General features: G+C 64.9%; 15 protein-coding genes. 3 read left to right on the top strand and 12 right to left on the bottom strand.

Features of this window, described 5'->3' with window-relative positions; genetic code table 11:
- Positions 1-9: 9 nt before the first annotated feature.
- Positions 10-846 carry an amino acid ABC transporter permease gene (locus tag AC07Y9_RS09105; protein WP_102680232.1) on the bottom strand — a complete coding sequence of 279 codons (837 nt, stop codon included), beginning with the start codon at positions 844-846 and terminating at the stop codon, positions 10-12.
- Positions 843-1,664: an ABC transporter substrate-binding protein gene (locus AC07Y9_RS09110; RefSeq protein ID WP_102680233.1), complete on the bottom strand. Its 822-nt coding sequence runs from the start codon at positions 1,662-1,664 to the stop codon at positions 843-845. Before AC07Y9_RS09110 ends, AC07Y9_RS09105 begins: the two co-directional genes overlap by 4 nt.
- A 111-nt stretch (positions 1,665-1,775) precedes the next feature.
- On the opposite strand from AC07Y9_RS09110, the gene AC07Y9_RS09115 reads away from it, so the two are divergent.
- Positions 1,776-2,675 (top strand): homocysteine S-methyltransferase family protein, encoded by a 900-nt coding sequence (locus AC07Y9_RS09115; RefSeq protein ID WP_102680234.1) that lies wholly within the window; start codon positions 1,776-1,778, stop codon positions 2,673-2,675.
- 293 nt (positions 2,676-2,968) lie between these two features.
- Here AC07Y9_RS09115 and AC07Y9_RS09120 read toward each other — a convergent pair whose 3' ends face one another.
- The 3 genes from AC07Y9_RS09120 to AC07Y9_RS09130 are packed head-to-tail and all read right to left on the bottom strand — an operon-like array spanning position 2,969 to position 4,737.
- Positions 2,969-3,640 (bottom strand): GNAT family N-acetyltransferase, encoded by a 672-nt coding sequence (locus AC07Y9_RS09120; RefSeq protein WP_102680235.1) that lies wholly within the window; start codon positions 3,638-3,640, stop codon positions 2,969-2,971.
- Between the two features lie 18 nt (positions 3,641-3,658).
- A complete protein-coding gene (locus AC07Y9_RS09125) occupies positions 3,659-4,105 on the bottom strand; it encodes a GNAT family N-acetyltransferase (RefSeq protein ID WP_102680236.1) in 447 nt (148 codons plus the stop codon).
- A complete protein-coding gene (locus AC07Y9_RS09130; RefSeq protein ID WP_087087458.1) occupies positions 4,102-4,737 on the bottom strand; it encodes an FMN-binding negative transcriptional regulator in 636 nt (211 codons plus the stop codon). The genes AC07Y9_RS09125 and AC07Y9_RS09130 overlap by 4 nt, the downstream gene beginning before the upstream one ends.
- A 120-nt stretch (positions 4,738-4,857) precedes the next feature.
- Here AC07Y9_RS09130 and pdxR point away from each other — a divergent pair, with 120 nt between their 5' ends.
- Positions 4,858-6,420: a MocR-like pyridoxine biosynthesis transcription factor PdxR gene (pdxR, locus tag AC07Y9_RS09135; RefSeq protein ID WP_102680237.1), complete on the top strand. Its 1,563-nt coding sequence runs from the start codon at positions 4,858-4,860 to the stop codon at positions 6,418-6,420.
- Between the two features lie 39 nt (positions 6,421-6,459).
- On the top strand, positions 6,460-7,671 hold the full coding sequence (locus tag AC07Y9_RS09140) for a YeeE/YedE family protein (protein WP_102680238.1): 1,212 nt from the start codon (positions 6,460-6,462) through the stop codon (positions 7,669-7,671).
- Between the two features lie 152 nt (positions 7,672-7,823).
- Here the strand turns inward: AC07Y9_RS09140 and AC07Y9_RS09145 are convergent, their stop codons facing one another.
- The 7 genes from AC07Y9_RS09145 to AC07Y9_RS09175 all read right to left on the bottom strand — a co-directional run bounded on the left by AC07Y9_RS09145 (position 7,824) and on the right by AC07Y9_RS09175 (position 17,637).
- Positions 7,824-8,924 (bottom strand): polyamine ABC transporter substrate-binding protein, encoded by a 1,101-nt coding sequence (locus AC07Y9_RS09145; protein ID WP_102680239.1) that lies wholly within the window; start codon positions 8,922-8,924, stop codon positions 7,824-7,826.
- 14 nt (positions 8,925-8,938) lie between these two features.
- Positions 8,939-9,970: a histone deacetylase family protein gene (locus AC07Y9_RS09150; RefSeq protein ID WP_102680240.1), complete on the bottom strand. Its 1,032-nt coding sequence runs from the start codon at positions 9,968-9,970 to the stop codon at positions 8,939-8,941.
- Between the two features lie 161 nt (positions 9,971-10,131).
- On the bottom strand, positions 10,132-12,069 hold the full coding sequence (locus AC07Y9_RS09155; RefSeq protein WP_102680241.1) for an ankyrin repeat domain-containing protein: 1,938 nt from the start codon (positions 12,067-12,069) through the stop codon (positions 10,132-10,134).
- A gap of 71 nt (positions 12,070-12,140) precedes the next feature.
- Complete coding sequence (locus AC07Y9_RS09160; RefSeq protein ID WP_102680242.1) at positions 12,141-13,133, bottom strand: AraC family transcriptional regulator; 993 nt, start codon at positions 13,131-13,133, stop codon at positions 12,141-12,143.
- Between the two features lie 195 nt (positions 13,134-13,328).
- Positions 13,329-14,333 (bottom strand): asparaginase, encoded by a 1,005-nt coding sequence (locus tag AC07Y9_RS09165; protein ID WP_102680243.1) that lies wholly within the window; start codon positions 14,331-14,333, stop codon positions 13,329-13,331.
- A 99-nt stretch (positions 14,334-14,432) separates the two neighbouring features.
- Positions 14,433-15,878, bottom strand: coding sequence for an alanine/glycine:cation symporter family protein (locus AC07Y9_RS09170; RefSeq protein WP_007927555.1), 1,446 nt, complete (start codon positions 15,876-15,878; stop codon positions 14,433-14,435).
- 529 nt (positions 15,879-16,407) lie between these two features.
- Positions 16,408-17,637, bottom strand: coding sequence for a putative porin (locus AC07Y9_RS09175; protein WP_102680244.1), 1,230 nt, complete (start codon positions 17,635-17,637; stop codon positions 16,408-16,410).
- Positions 17,638-18,281 lie beyond the last annotated feature (644 nt).

Below are 18,281 nucleotides of genomic sequence, written 5' to 3' on the forward strand. Positions count from 1 at the left end.
CACTGAACCTCAGTCGCGCTGGGCGTAAGCCTTGCCGTAATGCCGCTCCATCCGCGCCTGGATCAGTTCCAGGCCGATCGACAGCAGCCAGTAGATGATCGCCGCGGTGCTGAGCATTTCGATGTAGCGGTAGCTGGAGCGGCCGTAGGACTGGGCCAGGAACATCACTTCCCAGACGCCCATCACCGAGATCAGCGACGAATCCTTGAGCATCGAGATGAACTGGTTGGTGGCCGGCGGGATGATGGTGCGCATGGCCTGGGGCAGGGTCACCTGCCAGAAGATCACGCTGTCACTCATGCCCAGGGCCAGGGCCGCCTGGCGTTGGCCGTGGGGCACGCCGAGGATGCCGGCGCGGAAGATCTCGCTGAGGTAGGCACCGTAGTTCAGCGACAGGGCGATGATCCCCGCGGCGATGGCGCCTGGCACCACGCCCAGTTGCGGCAGGCCGAGGTAGATCAGCAGGATCTGGATCAGCAGCGGCGTGCCGCGAAAGAACGAGGCGTAGAAACTGGCGATGCCAAAGGCCACGGCGCTTTTCGACAACCGGGCCAGCGCGGTGACGAAGCCCAGCAGCGACGACAGCACGATCGAGCAGAGGCAGAGGAACAGGGTCAGCGCCGCGCCTTGCAGAAAACCGTTGGGGGCCAGGGTGATGCCGAGCAGGTTGGGCAGCTTGTCGAGGATGATCGAGAACTTCAGGTCGAAGCTCAGGAAGAAACTGGCGAACAGGCCGAACAGTACCGCCCAGGTCAGGTACAGGCGGGCGCGGAAACCGAAGAGGCGTTTGACCAGCGGCTCGGCCAGCGTTTGCGGTGGCCGAGGTGGTTGCGAAAGAGAAGTCATTGGCTGATGTCGGCGCCGATCCATTTCTGCGAGAGCTTGCTCAGGGTGCCGTCCTGCTTCAGCTGGGCGAACACTTCACGGACCTTGGCATGCCACTGGGCGTCGCCCTTCTCGATGGCCACCGAGTTGGGTTCGGCGTACAGCGGCTCGCCGGCGAGCTTGAAGCGCGGGTCCTGGGCCAGGCGCGGCTGGGCCGTTACCAGGTTGGTGAGGATCGCGTCCAGGCGCACGCCAGCGCCCAGGCCGAGGTCCTGGAAGGCCACGTTGTCGGTGTCGTACGGGGCGATCTGCACGTTGTCGAACGGGTACTGCAACCGGGTGTCCTCGGCACCCTCGATCACCAGGTTCTTGTTCAGGTAGCTCTCGTAGCTGGACGCGCTGGTCAGGCCGACCTTCTTGTCGCTCAGGTCCTTGGCGCCGTGGATACGATCGTCCTTGGCGTTGACTACGATCACCGCTGGCGAGGCGTAGTACTGCACCGGAAAGTCGAAGACTTCGGCGCGGGCCTTGCTCGGGGTCATGGAGCAGATGCAGATGTCGTAGCGGCCGCTCCAGCGGCCGGCGGCGATCACGTCCCAGGACGGCGTTTCCAGGTGCAGCTTCACCCCCAGTTTGTCGGCCACGGCCTTGGCCACGTCCACGTCGAAGCCATCGAGCTGGTTCTGATCGTTGAGGAAGGAGAAGGGCGGGTAGCTTTCCATCAGTACGCCGACCAACTCTTTTTTCTGTTCGATACGGTCCAGGGTGGCACCGGCAAAAGCCTGGCTGGAGGCAGCGAGAATCGTCAGGCCCAGGGCCAGCAGCGGTTTGAATTTCATTGGAATCCCGGGCAGAAAAAAGGTTGTTATTAACTGAACGGTGCGTATTAAATAGTTATAAGAACGACTCAGGTAGTGAGTTATTTTCATAAGCATATGAGTAAAGAGCATATGGGCGCAGGCAGCAGGGTAATTCTGGATGGCGGCATGGGTCGTGAACTGCAACGCCGTGGGGCGCCGTTCAGGCAGCCCGAGTGGTCGGCGCTGGCCCTGAGCGAAGCACCGCAGGCAGTGGAAGCGGTGCATGCGGCTTATATCGAAAGCGGTGCCAACGTCATCACCAGCAACAGCTACGCGGTGGTGCCGTTCCACATCGGCGAAGCGCGTTTTGCCGCCGAAGGCCAGGCGCTGGCGGCGTTGGCCGGCGAACTGGCGCGGCGCGCGGTACAGGCTTCCGGCAAACCGGTGCGGGTAGCCGGTTCGCTGCCGCCGCTGTTCGGCTCCTATCGCCCGGACCTGTTCGAGGCCGGTCGTGCCGCCGAGTTGCTGGCACCGCTGGTCAACGGCCTGGCCCCGCATGTCGACCTGTGGCTGGCGGAAACCCAGAGCTCCACGGTCGAGGCGCGGGCGATCCATGCCGGCCTGCCCAAGGACGGCAAACCCTTCTGGCTATCGTTCACCTTGCACGATGAGAACCCTGACCAGATGCCACGCCTGCGCTCCGGCGAGCCGGTGGCGGACGCGGCGAAGGTGGCCGCGGAGCTGGGGGTGGAAACCCTATTGTTCAATTGCAGCCAGCCGGAAGTGATAGGCGCGGCGATCGACGCGGCGCGGGCAACCTTCGAGCGGCTGGGGGTGAAGATCCATATCGGCGCCTACGCCAACGCCTTCCCGCCGCAACCGAAAGAAGCCACGGCCAACGATGGCCTCGACCCGCTGCGCGACGACCTCGACCCGCCGGGTTACCTGCAATGGGCGGCCGACTGGCGGCAACGCGGCGCCAGCCACCTGGGCGGTTGCTGCGGTATCGGGCCGGAGCACATTGCGGTGCTGGCGCAGCAGCTGACCTAAACCGTGCGACTCCTTGATATCCCGACCACGCTCGATGCTCTATGTAGCCGCTGCCGAAGGCTGCGATCGAGCGGCACGCTCGCGGGGATCTTGCAACCGCCAAAGACCCTGCGGGTCTATCGCAGGCTGCGCCAGCGGCTACAGGGGCAGTGCCGGGCACGATAATGCAGCCGTGTTCCAGGCTTTGTGTAGCCGCTGCCGAAGGCTGCGATCGAGCGGCACGCTCGCGGGGATCTTGCGACCGCCAAAGACCCTGCGGGTCTATCGCAGGCTGCGCCAGCGGCTACACCGGCTTACCCCCGGCACTCCGCCAACCCCTTCAACTGCCCCGAGCCGCTCTGGTTGTCCTCGCTCAACCAGCGCTCGAACCCGGCGCCGACCTTCGGCCATTCGGAGTCGAGGATCGAATACCAGGCGGTATCGCGGTTCTGGCCCTTGACCACCATGTGCTGGCGGAACACCCCTTCGAAACTGAAACCCAGGCGCTCGGCCGCATAACGCGAGCGGGCGTTGGCGTTGTTGCACTTCCACTCCAGGCGGCGATAGCCCAGGGCGAAGGCTTCCTTGGCCAGCAGGTACACCGCTTCGGTGCTCTTGGGCGAGCGTTGCATGGGGGCGCCGAAGGTGACGTGGCCGATCTCGATGCGGCCCTGGGCCGGGACGATCGACATCAGGCTGAGCAGGCCCTGCACCTGGCCGCTGGCCCGGTCGACCACGCTGAAGAAATACGGGTCGCTGTTGGCCGCGTGGTTGTTCAGCCAGTCATTGAAGGCGCTGCGTTCGGTAAAGGGCCCGTAGGGTAGGTAGTCCCACAGCTTGGGGTCGGCACCCGGGCCCTGGAAGGCTTGCCACAGGTCGTCGGCGTGGCGCGCCGGGTCGAGTTTTTCCAGGCGGATAAAGCGCCCTTCGAGCAGGGTGGTGGACGGCGGCGGCACGCCTTTCCAGTCGGCGAGTGAGGTCGGCATGGGGTTCTCCTTGAACGCTTAAAGGGCTTTGCGAAATTGAATGAAACCCGGGCGTTCGGCGATCCGCTCGTAGAGCTGGATGGCGGTGGCGTTGGTTTCGTGGGTCAGCCAGTGGACCTTGCAGCAGCCGTCGGCCTTGGCGGTGGCGTAGACGAATTCGATCAGTTGGCGACCGACGCCGGTGCCGCGTTGCTCCGGGACCACCAGCAAGTCCTGCAGGTAGCAGGAGTTCTCGATGCTCCAGTTGGAGCGATGGTAGATGAAATGCACCATGCCCACCGCCTGCTCGCCGTCCCAGGCCAGGGCGGCGTGGGTCGGCTCGGCGGGATCGAGGAAGCGCTGCCAGGTGCTGCGGGTGACCGCGTCGGCCAGCTCGGTGTTGTAGAAACGCAGGTAGGCCTGCCACAGCGGCAGCCAGGCTGCGTGGTCAGCGGTGGTGACGGGACGAATCTGGATCTGGCTCATGGCTGCTCCTGGCGCATCAGTTGGGAAATGCTCTGGTCATGGGGATCGGCGCTGGCGGCCAACCCTTCGCGCACGCCGGCGATGTCGGCGGCGGTGCGGTTCTGGCTGAGTTTGCGCTTGCCCTCCAGGCGCTGGATCGGCAGGGCGAAGCCGACGATGGCGCGCAGCATGCTGTCCATGAACTCGGCGGGGGCGTCCTCGAATTTCCAGGGGCTGGCGCGGCCGGTTTCATGCTGGTCGGTCAGGGCGCTGACCACTTCGCGGATGCGCTGCGGATCGTGGAACACCTCGGCCACGCCGTAGGCATGCACGCTCACGTAGTTCCAGGTCGGCACCACTTTGCCGTGCTCGGCCTTGCTCGGGTACAGCGACGGGCTGACGTAGGCTTCGGCGCCCTGGAAGATCAGCAGCGCCTCGGCGCCGCTGGCCAGTTCCTGCCATTGCGGGTTGGCCCTGGCCAGGTGGCCGTAGAGGGTGCCGTACGGGCCCTGGTCCGGGGCGAACGACAGCGGCAGGTGATTGGCCTGCAGGCCGCGCTCCCCGTAGGTCACCAGGGTGGCAAGGCGGGTTTCCCCGATCAGCTGGTGCAGGGTAGGCAGGTCTTCTTCGGCGAAAGCGCGGGGTAGGTACATGGAAAAATATCCTTGGCGAATGGCTGCATCCTAGGCAGGCTATTGGTCTGTTGTAAGAGCCATCTTCAGTCATTTTCATAGGTCCATTGGCGGGTCCATTCAGCCGGCCGGGGGGAGTCCATGAACAGCCCGACATTGCCGCTTTCCTTCAACCCCGCCGGTATCGAGCTGGACCGCGGCCAGGGACTCAGCCGCCAGCTGTACCAGGCCTTGCGCCAGCGGGTGCTGGACGGCCGGCTGGCCAGCGGCACGCGCCTGCCGGCCAGCCGCGACCTGGCGGCGGCCCTGGAGATTTCCCGCAACAGCGTGGTGCGCGCCTACGACCAGCTGTACGCCGAAGGTTTTATCGAAGGCCGGGTGGGCGATGGCACCTATGTGGCGCAATTGCCCGAGAGCCGGCTGCCGATCAAAAAGTCGGCGAAAAATTTATCCACAAAACTATCCACAGGGTTATCACCAGGCTTACCCACAGGGTTATCCACAAAATGCCCGGATTTACCTGGGATTACATCCAGTAAAGTTATCCACAGCGAGGCGTTGGAACGGGTCGAACAGCACCATTTGGCGACTCCGCAAAGCGGCCCGCCACGGGCTTTTCGGGTGGGGATTCCGGCCTTCGATCTGTTTCCGTTCGAGGTCTGGGCCAAGCTGAATGCGGCTTTCTGGCGCAAACCGGATCTGGGCCAGCTGTGTTATGGCGATTCGGCCGGCGAGGAGCGTCTGCGTGGATTGATCGCCGCCTACTTGCGCAGTTCGCGCGGCATGCAATGCAGCGCTGAACAAATTGTGATCACCAGTGGTGCACAACAGGGCATAAGCCTTTGTGCACAGTTGCTGGTGAACCCCGGCGACGGGGTGGCGGTGGAAAACCCCGGCTATCGGGCGGCGGGGCATGCCTTCGCGATTGCCGGCGCGCGCCTGCACGGGGTGGCGGTGGATAACGAGGGCTTCGACTGCGGGGCGCTGGCAGCCCTGAGCGATTGCCGACTGGTCTACGTTACGCCGTCCCATCAGTACCCCACCGGGGTCACCCTGAGCCTGGCCCGGCGCCTGGAACTGCTGGCCTGGGCCGAGCGCACCAACGGCTGGATAGTCGAGGACGACTATGATGGCGAGTACCGCTACAGCGGCGCGCCGCTGGCCCCCCTGGCGGCGCTCGACCGGCAGGGCCGGGTGCTGTACGTCGGCACCTTCGGCAAGGTCGCGTTCCCGGCCTTGCGCCTGGGTTACCTGGTGCTGCCGCCGGCGCTGGTGCAACCCTTCGCCCAGCGCCGGGCGGTGGATGTGCGCCATTCCGAGGTCAGCACCCAGGCGGTGATGGCCGAGTTCATGGCCGCCGGGCATTTCCAGCGGCATATCCGGCGCATGCGCCGCGCCGCCCTGAGTCGGCGCAACGCCTTGCTGGCCGGCTGGCCTGTGGATATCCCCGGGGTGGGCAAGTTACCGAATGTGGCGGCGGGCCTGCACCTGACGATCCCGGTGCAGAGCCTGGCCCGGGAGCGCGAACTGCTGGAAAAGGCCGCCGCCTTGGATGTCGAGATCAACGGCCTGAGCAACTACTGGCTGCCGGACTCGCCCCAGCCGGCGGACCAGCGCGCTGGCCTGGTGCTGGGCTTCGCCGCGGTGCCCGAGGCCGCTATCGCCTGTGCCCTGGAGCGTCTGCGCCGGGCCTGGGGCGTGTGACGGCTATACTCGCGGCCATTGTCTTTGTCGAGAACCCTTATGAGCCTGACTCTTTCCGCAACGCCCGAACGCAAGTTCGGCGCGCCTTTGTTCGCTTTGATCGTGCTGCTGGCTGGCGCTGTATTCCTGCAGGCCCAGGCTGGCTCGCGCCAGGTGTGGCTGTTGCTGCTGGGCGCGGCCCTGGGCCTGACCCTGTATCACGCCGCCTTCGGTTTCACTTCGGCCTGGCGGGTGTTTATCCGCGATCGTCGCGGCGCCGGCCTGCGGGCGCAGATGGTCATGCTGGCGCTGGCGGTGCTGCTGTTCTTCCCGGCCCTGGGCGAGGGCAGCCTGTTCGGTTCGCCGGTCACGGGGCTGGTGGCGCCGGCCGGGGTCTCGGTGATTGTCGGTGCGTTCATCTTTGGCATCGGCATGCAGCTGGGCGGTGGTTGCGCGTCTGGCACGCTGTTTACCGTGGGCGGCGGTAACGCGCGGATGCTGGTGACCCTGCTGTTTTTCATCTGCGGTTCGCTGATCGCCACCCACCATGTGGACTGGTGGTTCGCCTTGCCGTCGCTGCCGCCGGTGTCCATCGTGCAGCGCTTCGGCGTGGCGCCGGCATTGGGGCTCAGCCTCGGTCTGTTCGCCTTGATCGCCCTGGTTACGGTACGCCTGGAGAAGAGCCGCCACGGCACGCTGGAAGCGCCGGTCGACAGCGCGCACCAGGGCTGGCGCCGCCTGCTGCGCGGGCCCTGGCCATTGGTGTGGGGCGCGGTCGCCCTGGCCCTGTTGAACTTCGCCACCCTGGCCCTGGCCGGACGGCCCTGGGGCATCACCTCGGCGTTTGCCCTGTGGGGCGCCAAGGTCGCCAGCGGGCTGGGGGTGGATGTCGGCAACTGGGTGTTCTGGCAGGGCGCGGCGAACGCCAAGGCCCTGGCCGCGCCGGTGTGGCAGGACATCACCAGCGTGATGGATATCGGCATCGTCTTCGGCGCCTTGCTGGCGGCGGGCCTGGCCGGGCGTTTCGCGCCAAGCCTGAAGATTCCCGCGCGCTCGCTGGTGGCGGCGGTGATCGGTGGTTTGCTGCTGGGTTACGGTTCGCGCCTGGCCTACGGTTGCAACATCGGCGCCTACTTCAGCGGTATCGCCTCCGGTAGCCTGCATGGCTGGCTGTGGCTGGTGGCGGCCTTTATCGGCAATGGCGTGGGCGTGCGCCTGCGGCCGTGGTTCTTTGCCGAGGAGCGTCAGCCGCAAGGGCTGACGGGATGTTGAGTTTCCGTAGGAGCGAGGCTTGCCCGCGATGAACGATAACGCGGTGTAGCCGATACACCGCGGCGTCCCTATCGCGGGCAAGCCTCGCTCCTACAGACAGGCGCCGGGCAGGTTGTTCGCGGGCAAGCCTCGCTCCTACGGACGCCGGGCGATCAGGTCCCGGCCTTGATCTTGGTCCAGGCCCGGGTCCGTGCCCGTTCCGCGTCGCGAGGTAGCGGCCGCAGGGTGTACAGCGTGCTCATTGCCGCGTCGGTCGGGTACAGGTTGGGGTTGTTGCGGATCGACGGATCGACCCGCTCAGTGGCGTCCTTGTTCGGGTTCGGGTAGCCGACGAAGTCGCTGACCGGGGCGATCACCTTGGGTTGCAGCAGGTAGTTGATGAAGCGGTAGGCGTCGTCCGGGTTCTTCGCCCCTTTGGGGATCGCCAGCATGTCGAACCAGATCGGTGCCCCTTCCTTGGGCAGGCGCATGTCTACTACCACGCCGTTCTTGGCTTCCTTGGCGCGGTTGGCGGCCTGGGAGAAGCTGCCGGAATACCCCACCGCCACGCAGATATCGCCATTGGCGATGTCGGCCATGTACTTGGACGAGTGGAAGTAGGTGACGTAGGGGCGGATCTTCAGCAGCAGCGCTTCGGCCTTGGCGTAGTCCGCCGGCTGCTTGCTGTTGGGGTCCAGGCCCAGGTGCTGCAGGGCCAGCGGCAGGATCTCCGACGGCGAGTCGAGCAGGGCCACGCCGCACTGCTTGAGCTTGCTGATGTTCTCTTCCTTGAAGATCAGGTCCCAGCTGTCCACCGGCGCGTTCTCGCCGAGGGCGGCCTTGACCTTGGCTGGGTTGAAGCCGATCAGGATGGTGCCGTACATGTAGGGCACGGCGAACTTATTGCCCGGGTCGTTGGCCTCGATCAGCTGCATCAGCTTGGGATCGAGGTGGTTCCAGTTCGGCAGCTTGCTGCGGTCCAGCGGTTGGAACACCCCGGCCTCGATCTGCTTGGCGAGGAACACGTTGGATGGCACCACCACGTCGTAGCCGGAGTTGCCGGTCAGCAGCTTGGCCTCCAGCGCCTCGTTGGTGTCGAAGATGTCATAGACCAGCTTGACCTGGCTGTTCTCGGCCTTGAAGTCTTCCAGGGCCTTGGGGGTGATGTAGTCGAACCAGTTGTAGACGCGCAGGGTGCGTTCTTCAGCCTGTGCGGCACCGCCCAGCAGCGCCGCGCAGAGCGCGGGCAAGAGGTAGCTTTTGAGCCTGTTCATGTGGCGGGTTTCCTTCACTGGGCGTTTTGAAAGCCTTCGAGAACGTTCACGGCATTGATGCCGATCTCTTCCACCGCGTAGCCGCCTTCCATGACGAACAGCGTCGGCGTGCCCAGGGCGGCAATGCGTTGCCCCATGGCCAGGTAGTCCGGGCTGTCGAGCTTGAACTGCGAGATCGGGTCGTCCTTGAAGGTGTCCACGCCCAGCGATACGACCACTATGTCGGCGCCATAACGGCGGATTTCCTCGCAGGCCTGTTCCAGCGCCGCGCTCCAGCTGTCCCAGCCGCTGCCGGCGGGCAGCGGGTAGTTGAAGTTGAAGCCAACGCCTGCGCCTTCGCCGAGCTCGTCCGCATAACCCAGGAAGAACGGGAATTCGGCTTCCGGGTGGCCGTGGATCGAGGTGAACAGCACGTCGCTGCGCGCGTAGAAAATCGACTGGGTGCCGTTGCCGTGGTGGTAGTCGACGTCGAGGATCGCGACCTTCTTGTGGCCCTGGTCAAGGAAGGCCTGGGCGGCGATGGCCGCGTTGTTCAGGTAGCAGTAGCCGCCCATCAGGTCGCCGGCGGCATGGTGTCCCGGTGGCCGGCACAGGGCGAAGGCACTGCGCGCGCCGCGCTGGATCACCGCCTGGGCGGTCAGGGCGACTTGCGCGGCGCTGTAGGCCGCCTGCCAGGTGCCGGCGGTGATCGGCGCGCCGCCGTCGAAGCTGTAGTAGCCGAGCTGGCCGTGCAGGCTGGTGGGGATCACGCTGCGCAGGGTGCGCGCCGGCCAGGTGTAGGGCAGCAGGTCGCCGTCGATGCCCTGGGCGGCCCAGCGGTCCCAGGCGCCCTTGAAGAAGTCCAGGTAGGCGCGGCTGTGGATGCGTTCGATGGGCCCCAGGCCGAAGTCCCTGGGCGCCTCGACCGGGCCCAGGTTGCGATACTTCACGCGGTCCAGCACGTGGTCGGCGCGCGACGGCATTTCGAAGCAGGGCATCAGTTGCCCGTCGATCAGTTCGCAGCGGCCGTGGTGCAGGTGGTGATCGTCCGAGTAGATCGTCAGCATTTCTTGTTCTCCGCAGGCTGGTTCGGTGCTCACAGTCTTGCGGCGCCGGGGCTTTTGGAGAACGGCCGGAGCGGCCAAAATGGGATCGATATGGCCAAAACCTGTGTCCGCAATTCGCCCCTTGAAACAGCACGGCGCCCCATTGCGGGGCGCCAGCGGGGTCAGCTTGCGGGCGGCGCTTGATCGAAGCGCTGCAGCACCTGGAGCATGTCCTCGCGTTTTTTCCGGGTGAGGATACCCAGCAGCAGGGCGCGGCCGTTTTTCTCGCAGCGCTGGCCGGCATTCGGATCGGCGCCTTTCTCCAGCAGCAGGGTGAACATGTCCAGGGTCTCCTGCTGGCTGACAGTGGGGGACTTGTCGTCGGCGGAGGTCTTGTCGTCGGCGGAGGTCTTGTCGGCGACGAACGTCAGCAGGCTCTGGCCGCCGGGTTGCTGGTTGGAGCAGGTGCCGCGACCGTAGTTCAGGTTGAGATTGGCACCGGCTTCGATCAGTTGCCTCATGGCCGTGTAGTTGTTGCCCCAGAACGCCCGGTACAGTGCGGTTTCGTTGTCATCCACGGTGCGCAGTTCGAGGTTCTGCGGGTGTTGCAGCAGCCAGGTGAAGCCTTCGAGGTTGCGCTTCTGCTCGGCCAGTTGCATCAGCGGGGTGTAGCCCCGGCTGTTTTGCTCGTCGACGGCGACCCCGGCTTCCAGGAGGAATTTGAGGCGCCCGCCCTGGTTCAGGTCAGGGCTGTCCTTGAGGTCGCGCTCCATGGCCTGCAGGGCCAGGGTGGTCCATTTGTACTGGCCGCTGGTATGGGCGCCGTGGGCCAGCAGCAGTCGGGCGATCTCCAGGTTTGGCGCGTCCAGGGCGTGCAGCAGGGCGCTGCGCCCGTCATCGGCCATGACTTCGCCACTGACGCCACTGGCCAGCAAGCGCCGGACCTCGGCCGCGTCGCCGGCATCCACGGCGGCCACCAGCGGCCAGAAGCCCTGGCACGCCTGCGGGTTGGCGGACTTCAGGCCCAGGCGCTGCAGCACGCGCGGCGGCACGCTCAACTGGCGTTGCAGGCGCAGGCCGCAATACAGCCGATAGCGCTCGATGGCGCGGCCCTGGTGGATATTGTCCAGCGGCCGTTGTTCGAACTGGGCCCAGTCCAGGTCGGCCAGGTTGAGGTAGGTCGGCATGCGCCCGGGTTCCCGGCGCAACACCTCCAACAGCCAGGGGCGGGCGGTTTTCAGCTGGCCGGCCTCGCTGGTCCAGTAGGCGATGTCGTTGAGCAGGCCCGGGTATTCGCTGCGGTCCTGGGCCATGGTGCGAAAGTCATGGGCGGCGAAGAAGTCTTCCACCTGGCGGATGCCCGGCCCCTTGTCCTTGGCTTTGCGCAGTTGCTCGTGGAGTTCGCGGAACTGGGTCCAGACATCATCCGCCGTGGCTGGTGGCGTATAGGCATTGAAGGTGATCGGGCCCGTGCCGCTGCTGAAGGGCCGGAACCACGCAGGAAAGCGCTGCAGGGCGTACAACCACTGTTGCTCGATCTCGGCGCCGATCGGTTGCAGCGGTGTGAAGTCCATCTGGGTCAGGTCGCGGCGGTGACTGACGGCCAGCATCGGCTGCTTCGGATAGCGCTGGTCGATCAGCAGATAACGCTGGCTGAGCTGCCAGTCCGGGCTGATGCAATTGAAGCTCAAGGGCGTCAGGCTCAGCCCGACTTCGAGCTGATTGCTCGGCGGCCAGTTGTCCGAGACCTGGATCGGGTCGTCCGGCGAGACGCAGGCTCGCAGTTCCTCGGGGCTGAACAGCGGCAAGGGCGGCGACTTGTAGATGCGCTGCTGGTACTGCGCGTCCTGGTAGGCGTTGAGATAAAACAGCCCGCGGTACTGGCTGAGCACGATCCGCGCTGGCAGCTGCTCAAGGCCTGGCAGGGGGAACGGCTTGATCTGCAGGGTGGCGGTTTCCGGTTCGTCCAGGACGATGCCGCGGGAGACTTGCCACCATTTGATCTTGGCCAGGTCCAGGTCGAATGCCTGGACGGCGGGCGCGATGGCGAGCATCAGCAGCGCCAGGCTGCTCGCGCAAAAGCGGATGTGCCTGGCAACGATGCCTGTAAAGAAGTTCACGTTTGCAGTCCCTTGCCGATATGAAAGGCCGGCAATGTAATGCAATCGGCGGTTTTATGCCGGGGTTTGTGTCAGGGCCGGAACTGGCTCGGGGCGACGCCGCTCCAGCGCACGAAGGCATGGCGGAAGCTCGCGGTTTCGCTGAAGCCCAGGGCTTCGGCGATGCGGTAGATCGGCAGGTCGTCCTCGCAGAGCATCTGCTTGGCTCGCTCGAAGCGCAGCTCGTCGAGCAGTTCCTGATAGCTGCACCCCAGGTCCTTGAGGTGCCGGCGCAGGGTGCGGGCCGAGCAGTTCATCTGTTCGGCCAGGCCTTCCAGGCCCGGCGCGGCGTCCAGTTGCGCCGCCAGCAGCTGGCGGATGCGCCCGAGCCAGGCCTGGCGCCCGGTGAATTCGGTGTTCTGCTTGCGGCAGCGTTCGGCCATGGCCTGGTGGGTGATGGCGTCCGCCAGGGGCAGCGGCTGTTCGAGCCAGCGCCGGTCGAAGGCGAAGGCATTGCAGGTTGCATCGAATTGCAGCGGGCAGTCGAAGCGCTCGGCATAGCGGCGCTGGTAATCGGGGGCGGGGTAGTCGAAGCGGGCGCCGCGCAAGGGCAGCGGATGGCCCAGCAGGTCGTCGCAGATGACCTTCAACGACACCAGGCAGAACTCGATATTGAAGGTCGCCAGCGCCGGGTTCTCGCGGTAATCCGCGGCGGTCAGCCAGATCAGCTCGCCGTCCGCTTCCAGGCTCAGCTCGAAAAGTGTTCCCAACAGCGCCGGATAACGCAGCGCCAGGCGCAAAGCGTCACCTAAGGTGGCACTGGTGAGCAGGGCATAACCGAGCATGCCGTAGCTGGAGACGTGCATGCGCCGGCCCAGCTCCAGGCCGATATCCCTTTGCAGGGCCACGGCGTTGGCGCACACCAGCATTTCCTGGTTGGTGGTGATGCGGGTGTCGGCGCGGCTCAGGTCGGCGGCGTTGATGCCGCTGCCGGCCAGCAGCGCGTCGCTGGGCAGCCCTTGGTCCTTGAAGGTGTTGAGCACCAGCGAGACGGCGTTGAGGGTGGTGAGGTGGGAGTGCAGCATGTCCGTTTCCAGCCCGGGGGATGCTGAAAACGGAGCAATTTGTATGCCGCGCCTGCGACAAATTCCAACGATGGCGTGGGGCGGCGGCTGGATCGCCGCGTTGCGGCTATCGCGAGCAAGCTCGCTCCTACAAGGGACTGTGGAGCTTCTGTAGGAGCGAGCTTGCTCGCGATGAAGGTGAACGATGACGTGCTGTCAGCTCAGCTCGCCGCACAGGTCCAGTTCCACCAGGCGCCGCACTTCGGCGCTGTCCAGGCCGGCGCCCAGCAGGGCGTTGAGTTTGCCGAAGGCCGCTTCGCGGGTCATGCCGCCGCCGGACAGCACGCCGACGCCGCGCAGGCGGCTGCCGGCCTCGTAGATGTCCAGCTCCACGCCGCCTTCATGGCATTGGGTGATGGCCACCACCACGATGCCCTGTTCCCGGGCGCGTTGCAGGCTGGCCAGGAACTGCGGGTTATCGCTCGGCCCGGTGCCGCTGCCGAAGCACTCCAGCACCAGCGCCTGGATGCCGCTGCCCAGCAGGGCGTCGAGCTGTTCGGCGGCGATCCCCGGCACCAGCGGCAATACGCCGACCCTGGCCAGTTGCTTGGCCTGGCGGTAATCCAGCTGCGCTGGAATCGAGGTCGCCTTGGCTGCGCCACCCTGGCGCTGCAACGCCGCGAACGGATGGCGGCCGAAGCTGCGGATCTTCGCGCAGCGGGTCGGCGCCAGCAGTTCACCGTGGAAGTACAGGTGCACGCCCGGCGCCAGGCCCTGGCCGAGGGCGACCAGGGCGCCGCCGAGGTTTTCCCAGGCATCGCTGTCGGTCACCCCGGCCGGCAGCATCGAGCCGGTGAACACCACGCGGGCGGGCAGGCCCAGCAGCTGGAAGCTCATGGCCGCGGCGCTGTAGGCCAGGGTGTCGGTGCCGTGCAGGATCAGCACGCTGTCGCAGCCCTGCACGTCGATCGCATCGACCACGGCTTCGCGCAGGCGCTGCCAGTAGGCGGGGGTCATGTTGGCGCTGTCGATCAGTGGCGCCATCTCGCGAAAGCGCCAGTCGGGCACTACCAGCTCGGGCTGGCTGTGCAGGTAGTCGCGCATCCGCGCCTCGAAACCCGAGGCCGGGGCCAGGCCGTGGGCGCTGGCCTGCATGCCGATGGTGCCGCCGGTGTAGAGCACCATGACGTTCTGCGCGGCAGGATAGGTGTTGGCATTCATTGGGGAGTCTCCGGAACGATGACAGCGTGCGGTCGAGCATGAAGCTGACCGCCGCTTGTGTCACGCCGGGCGCAAGACATGCGCCCGGTTTTTACCCGATCAGCGTTGCGCTGCGGGAATACCTTGCGGCTGAACGTCGGCCTCGGCAGCAACCGACGGGCTGGTCGGCCAGGCCTTCAGGTCCAGGTCCAGATCGGTAAATTTGCTGGAGTCGAACACTGGCTGGCTGACGCCGGCGCGGCGCTGCTCGTCGTAGTCGCGCATCACGCGCAGGCCGACCTTGAACAGCATGGCCAGGGCCACCAGGTTGACGAAGGCCAGGCAGGTCATGGTGATGTCGGCGAAGGCGAACACGGTCGACAGGTCCTGCATCGAACCCCAGACCACCAGCGCCAGCACCAGGCCGCGGAAAGTCATCAGCGCAGCGCGGTTGCGGGTGAGGAACTGCAGGCTGTTCTCGCCCAGGTAGTAGTTGTAGAGGATGCAGGTGAAGACGAACAGCGACAGCGCGACGCTGACGAACATGCGGCCCCAGTCACCGACCACGGCGGCCAGCGAGTTCTGGGTCAGGACGATGCCGTCACCTTCGAAGCCTGGGGTGTAGAAGCCCGACAGCAGGATCAGCAGCGCGGTGCAGGTGCAGATCACGAAGGTGTCGAGGAACACGCTGAAAGCCTGGACCACGCCTTGGGCGCCCGGGTGCTTCACGGCGGCCACGGCGGCGACGTTCGGCGCACTGCCCAGGCCCGCTTCGTTGGCGAACACGCCACGCTTCACGCCCATGACAATTGCGCTGCCGAGCAAGCCGCCGAAAGCCGGGTCGAGACCGAAGGCGCTCTTGAAGATGGTTTCCAGCATGGCTGGGACCTGTTCGATCTGGGTGCCGATCACGTACAGGGTCACGCCGATATAGGCCAGAGTCTTGATCGGTACCAGCAGGTCGGACACCGAGGCGATGCGCTTGATACCGCCGATGAAGGTGATGGCCAGCAGCACCGCCAGGACGATACCGGTGTGTTGTGGGTCGAAGGCAAAGGCGTTCTGCAGCGAATGGGTCACGGTGTAGGACTGCAGGCCGATGAAGGCGAAGCCGTAGGTGACCAGCAGCAGGATCGAGAACACCACCGCCATGCCTTTGAGCTTCAGGCCGTGCTGGATGTAGTAAGCCGGACCTCCACGGTACAGGCCGTCGCCATCGGCGCGCTTGTAGACCTGGGCCAGGGTACATTCGAAGAAGCTGCTGGACATGCCGACCAGTGCGGTCACCCACATCCAGAACACCGCACCCGGACCACCGAGGGTCACGGCGATGCCGACACCGGCGATGTTGCCTGCACCGACACGGCCGGCAAGGCTGAGCATCAGGGCCTGGAACGAGCTGAGTTGCCCGGCGCTGCCTTTGAGGCTGTCGCGGAACACCGCGAACATGTGGAAGAAGTGGCGCAATTGAACGAAACGCGAGCGGATCGTGAAGTAGCTACCGAGCCCGACAATGAGCACGATCAGTACTTTCCCTGAGAGGAAGTCGTTGATGACTTCGAGCATGGAGTATTCCTCGCTGTTTTTTGTAAAGGCAGAAGCTGGGCGGTCCGAAACATCGAGTTACACACCGTCGCGCGGGCAGCACGACAGGTGGGGCGAGTGTTCGTCCCGGTTCCAATTCGCGGGTTGTTATTAGTTCGGGTTTCCCATGGGGTTGAGCCTCGTTACCGACGGCTGTCCATGTGAAGAGGGGGCGCACTATACCGGTGCGCGCGCCCGCCGTCTGCATGTAGCGCGTCGAGCCGAGGAACGGCAGGCGGGGAAAGGGGCTGAATCGGTTCTTGCGCCGGCGCCTCGGCACGCTTTATCGCCTCCGTAGGAGCGAAGCTTGCTCGCGATGAACGTCAACGAAAATGTGGTGTGGCTGGCAGAGCGCCGCTTTGCGGCTATCGCGAGCGATCGAGCGTCGACCGGCCGCTCCTACAGAAGATTCCCGTCGCAGACGATACCGGCGACAGCTTTGCGTTTTCGTAGGAGCGGGCCGGTCGATGCTCGATTGCCCGCGATGGGGGGCGGCGCGGTCCGGCAGGCCTCAGAAGTAGTAGCCGATATTGACGTTGGTCCGGTAGTACCACTGGTTGCTGCCCACCGAGCTGGTGCTGGTGAAGCCGCTGCCGTTCTCCGCGCCACCGTAGGGGTTGGCGTTCCGGGCCCAGGTCAGGTCGACCCAGGCCATGATCGGCATGGCCAGGAACTGCGCGCCCACGGTGTACATCTGCGAGTCGTCCCAGCCGCTCCGGTCTTTCATCATCCGGCTGTAGTCGTTGTACAGCTTGATCTTCTTCAATTGCCCGAGCTTGGGCGTGTAGATGTCGTAGCCGACGTTGAACGAGGCGATGGTGGCCTTGGAGGCGATCAGGTACGCCGGGGTCAGGCCGTTGCCGCCCATCAGCACCGAATCCTGGCTGACGCCGGTCGGGTTCTGGGGATCGAACTCGTAGCGGATGCCCTGGGTGGTGACGGTCCACGGACCCTTGCTGATGACCGCGTGCACGCCCGCGGCCCAGTAGTCGCCATCGTCCCTGGTGGTGGCGTTGTAGAGCTGGGCGGTGGCCAGCGAGGCGCCGATCTCGGTCTTCCAGCCATCGCTGTTGAAGGTCCGCGCCACGCGGGCGTTGAATTGGTTGCGCTTCTCGTTGTCCTGGCGCGACTGGGTGAAGGCAATGGCGTTGTTATCGAGGTCGGCGTAACGCCCGACTTCCGGCGAGTAGCGAATATCCGTGGGCAACATGCGCGGGAAGTAGCCGAGCTGCACGTCCCAGTCCTGATCCTTGTAGGTGTATTTGAGGCCCGAGCCCGCGCTCACGCCGTAGCCCATGAAAAACGGGATGTGATAACTCCAGCCGAACTGCGGATAGGGCTCCAGGCCGAAGGGCTTGAACGGCGCGCCCAGTTGCAGGTTGGAGTTGGCGTTGAGCCGGTAGCCGACGAAGCCGCGGTCGATGGAGCGCTTGCCGTCGTCCTGGAACCAGTAGCCGATATCGCTGTAGAGGTTCTTGTAGGTGGCCTGCACATCCAGGCGGAAGGTGTCGAACAGGAACCGGCCGTTATTCTCGGTGGTGTCCCAATGTTCGTCGCGGTAATTGGTGCGCAGCGCGCCGCCGATATCCAGGCTGCTGTCGCCGTCGTCACTGCGCCAGGAAATATGCGGAAAAGGCTTGTTGGCGGCGTTGGCCCGCACGGGGGCGGAAGGAATGGGTTCGACGGCGAAACTTGCGCAACTGACTACCATCAATCCTGCACATAAGACATGACGTTTCATTTTTGACCTCACCTTTAATGCTCGGCGCTACTTGACGATCGGCAACACTTACCCGCTTGCCTGATAAGGCAACTGTGGCGGGAGTGGGTCTTGCCGGATTAAGTGCTGGTTATTGTTGTTTTATCGGTGGAACGCCGTTTGGCCCGTGGATTTACAGGGGGTAGAGCAGGAACTGTGCCAGGCGTCCGGCATCTTGGATGTTTATGAAAAGTTTATTGAAAACAATTGTTTATATGGGAAACACAGGCTTCTGTGCAGCCTGTGAAACAGCGGGGAAAGTGGGTAACAAAGTTGCGCGTTATAGGTGCGTCTTTATTGCACGCTGTTAAATAAGCGGGCAGGAAGTTTGTTTTACTGGTGAACAATCAGATGCCTGTCGGTTGCAGCGAAAGTTCATTTTTCGCCATAAACCGCGAGCATAAAAAAGGCCGACATCACTGCCTGTAGCCGCTGCCGAGCTGCCGAGGCGGCGAACGGCACCGCAGGGGCCGCCATCCGGGCGCCGGGGTGTATCAATGGAAGTGCGGTTGGCAGGTTTTGCGGCTGCTGCGCAACCGATCGCAGCCTCGCAGGCTCGGCAGCGGCTACGACAGCGGTTTTTGCAGCCTCTCGGCGGTTGTGGCGGCCATTGTGTGGGAGCGTCG

The organism is Pseudomonas sp. GW456-L12, from assembly GCF_059424045.1.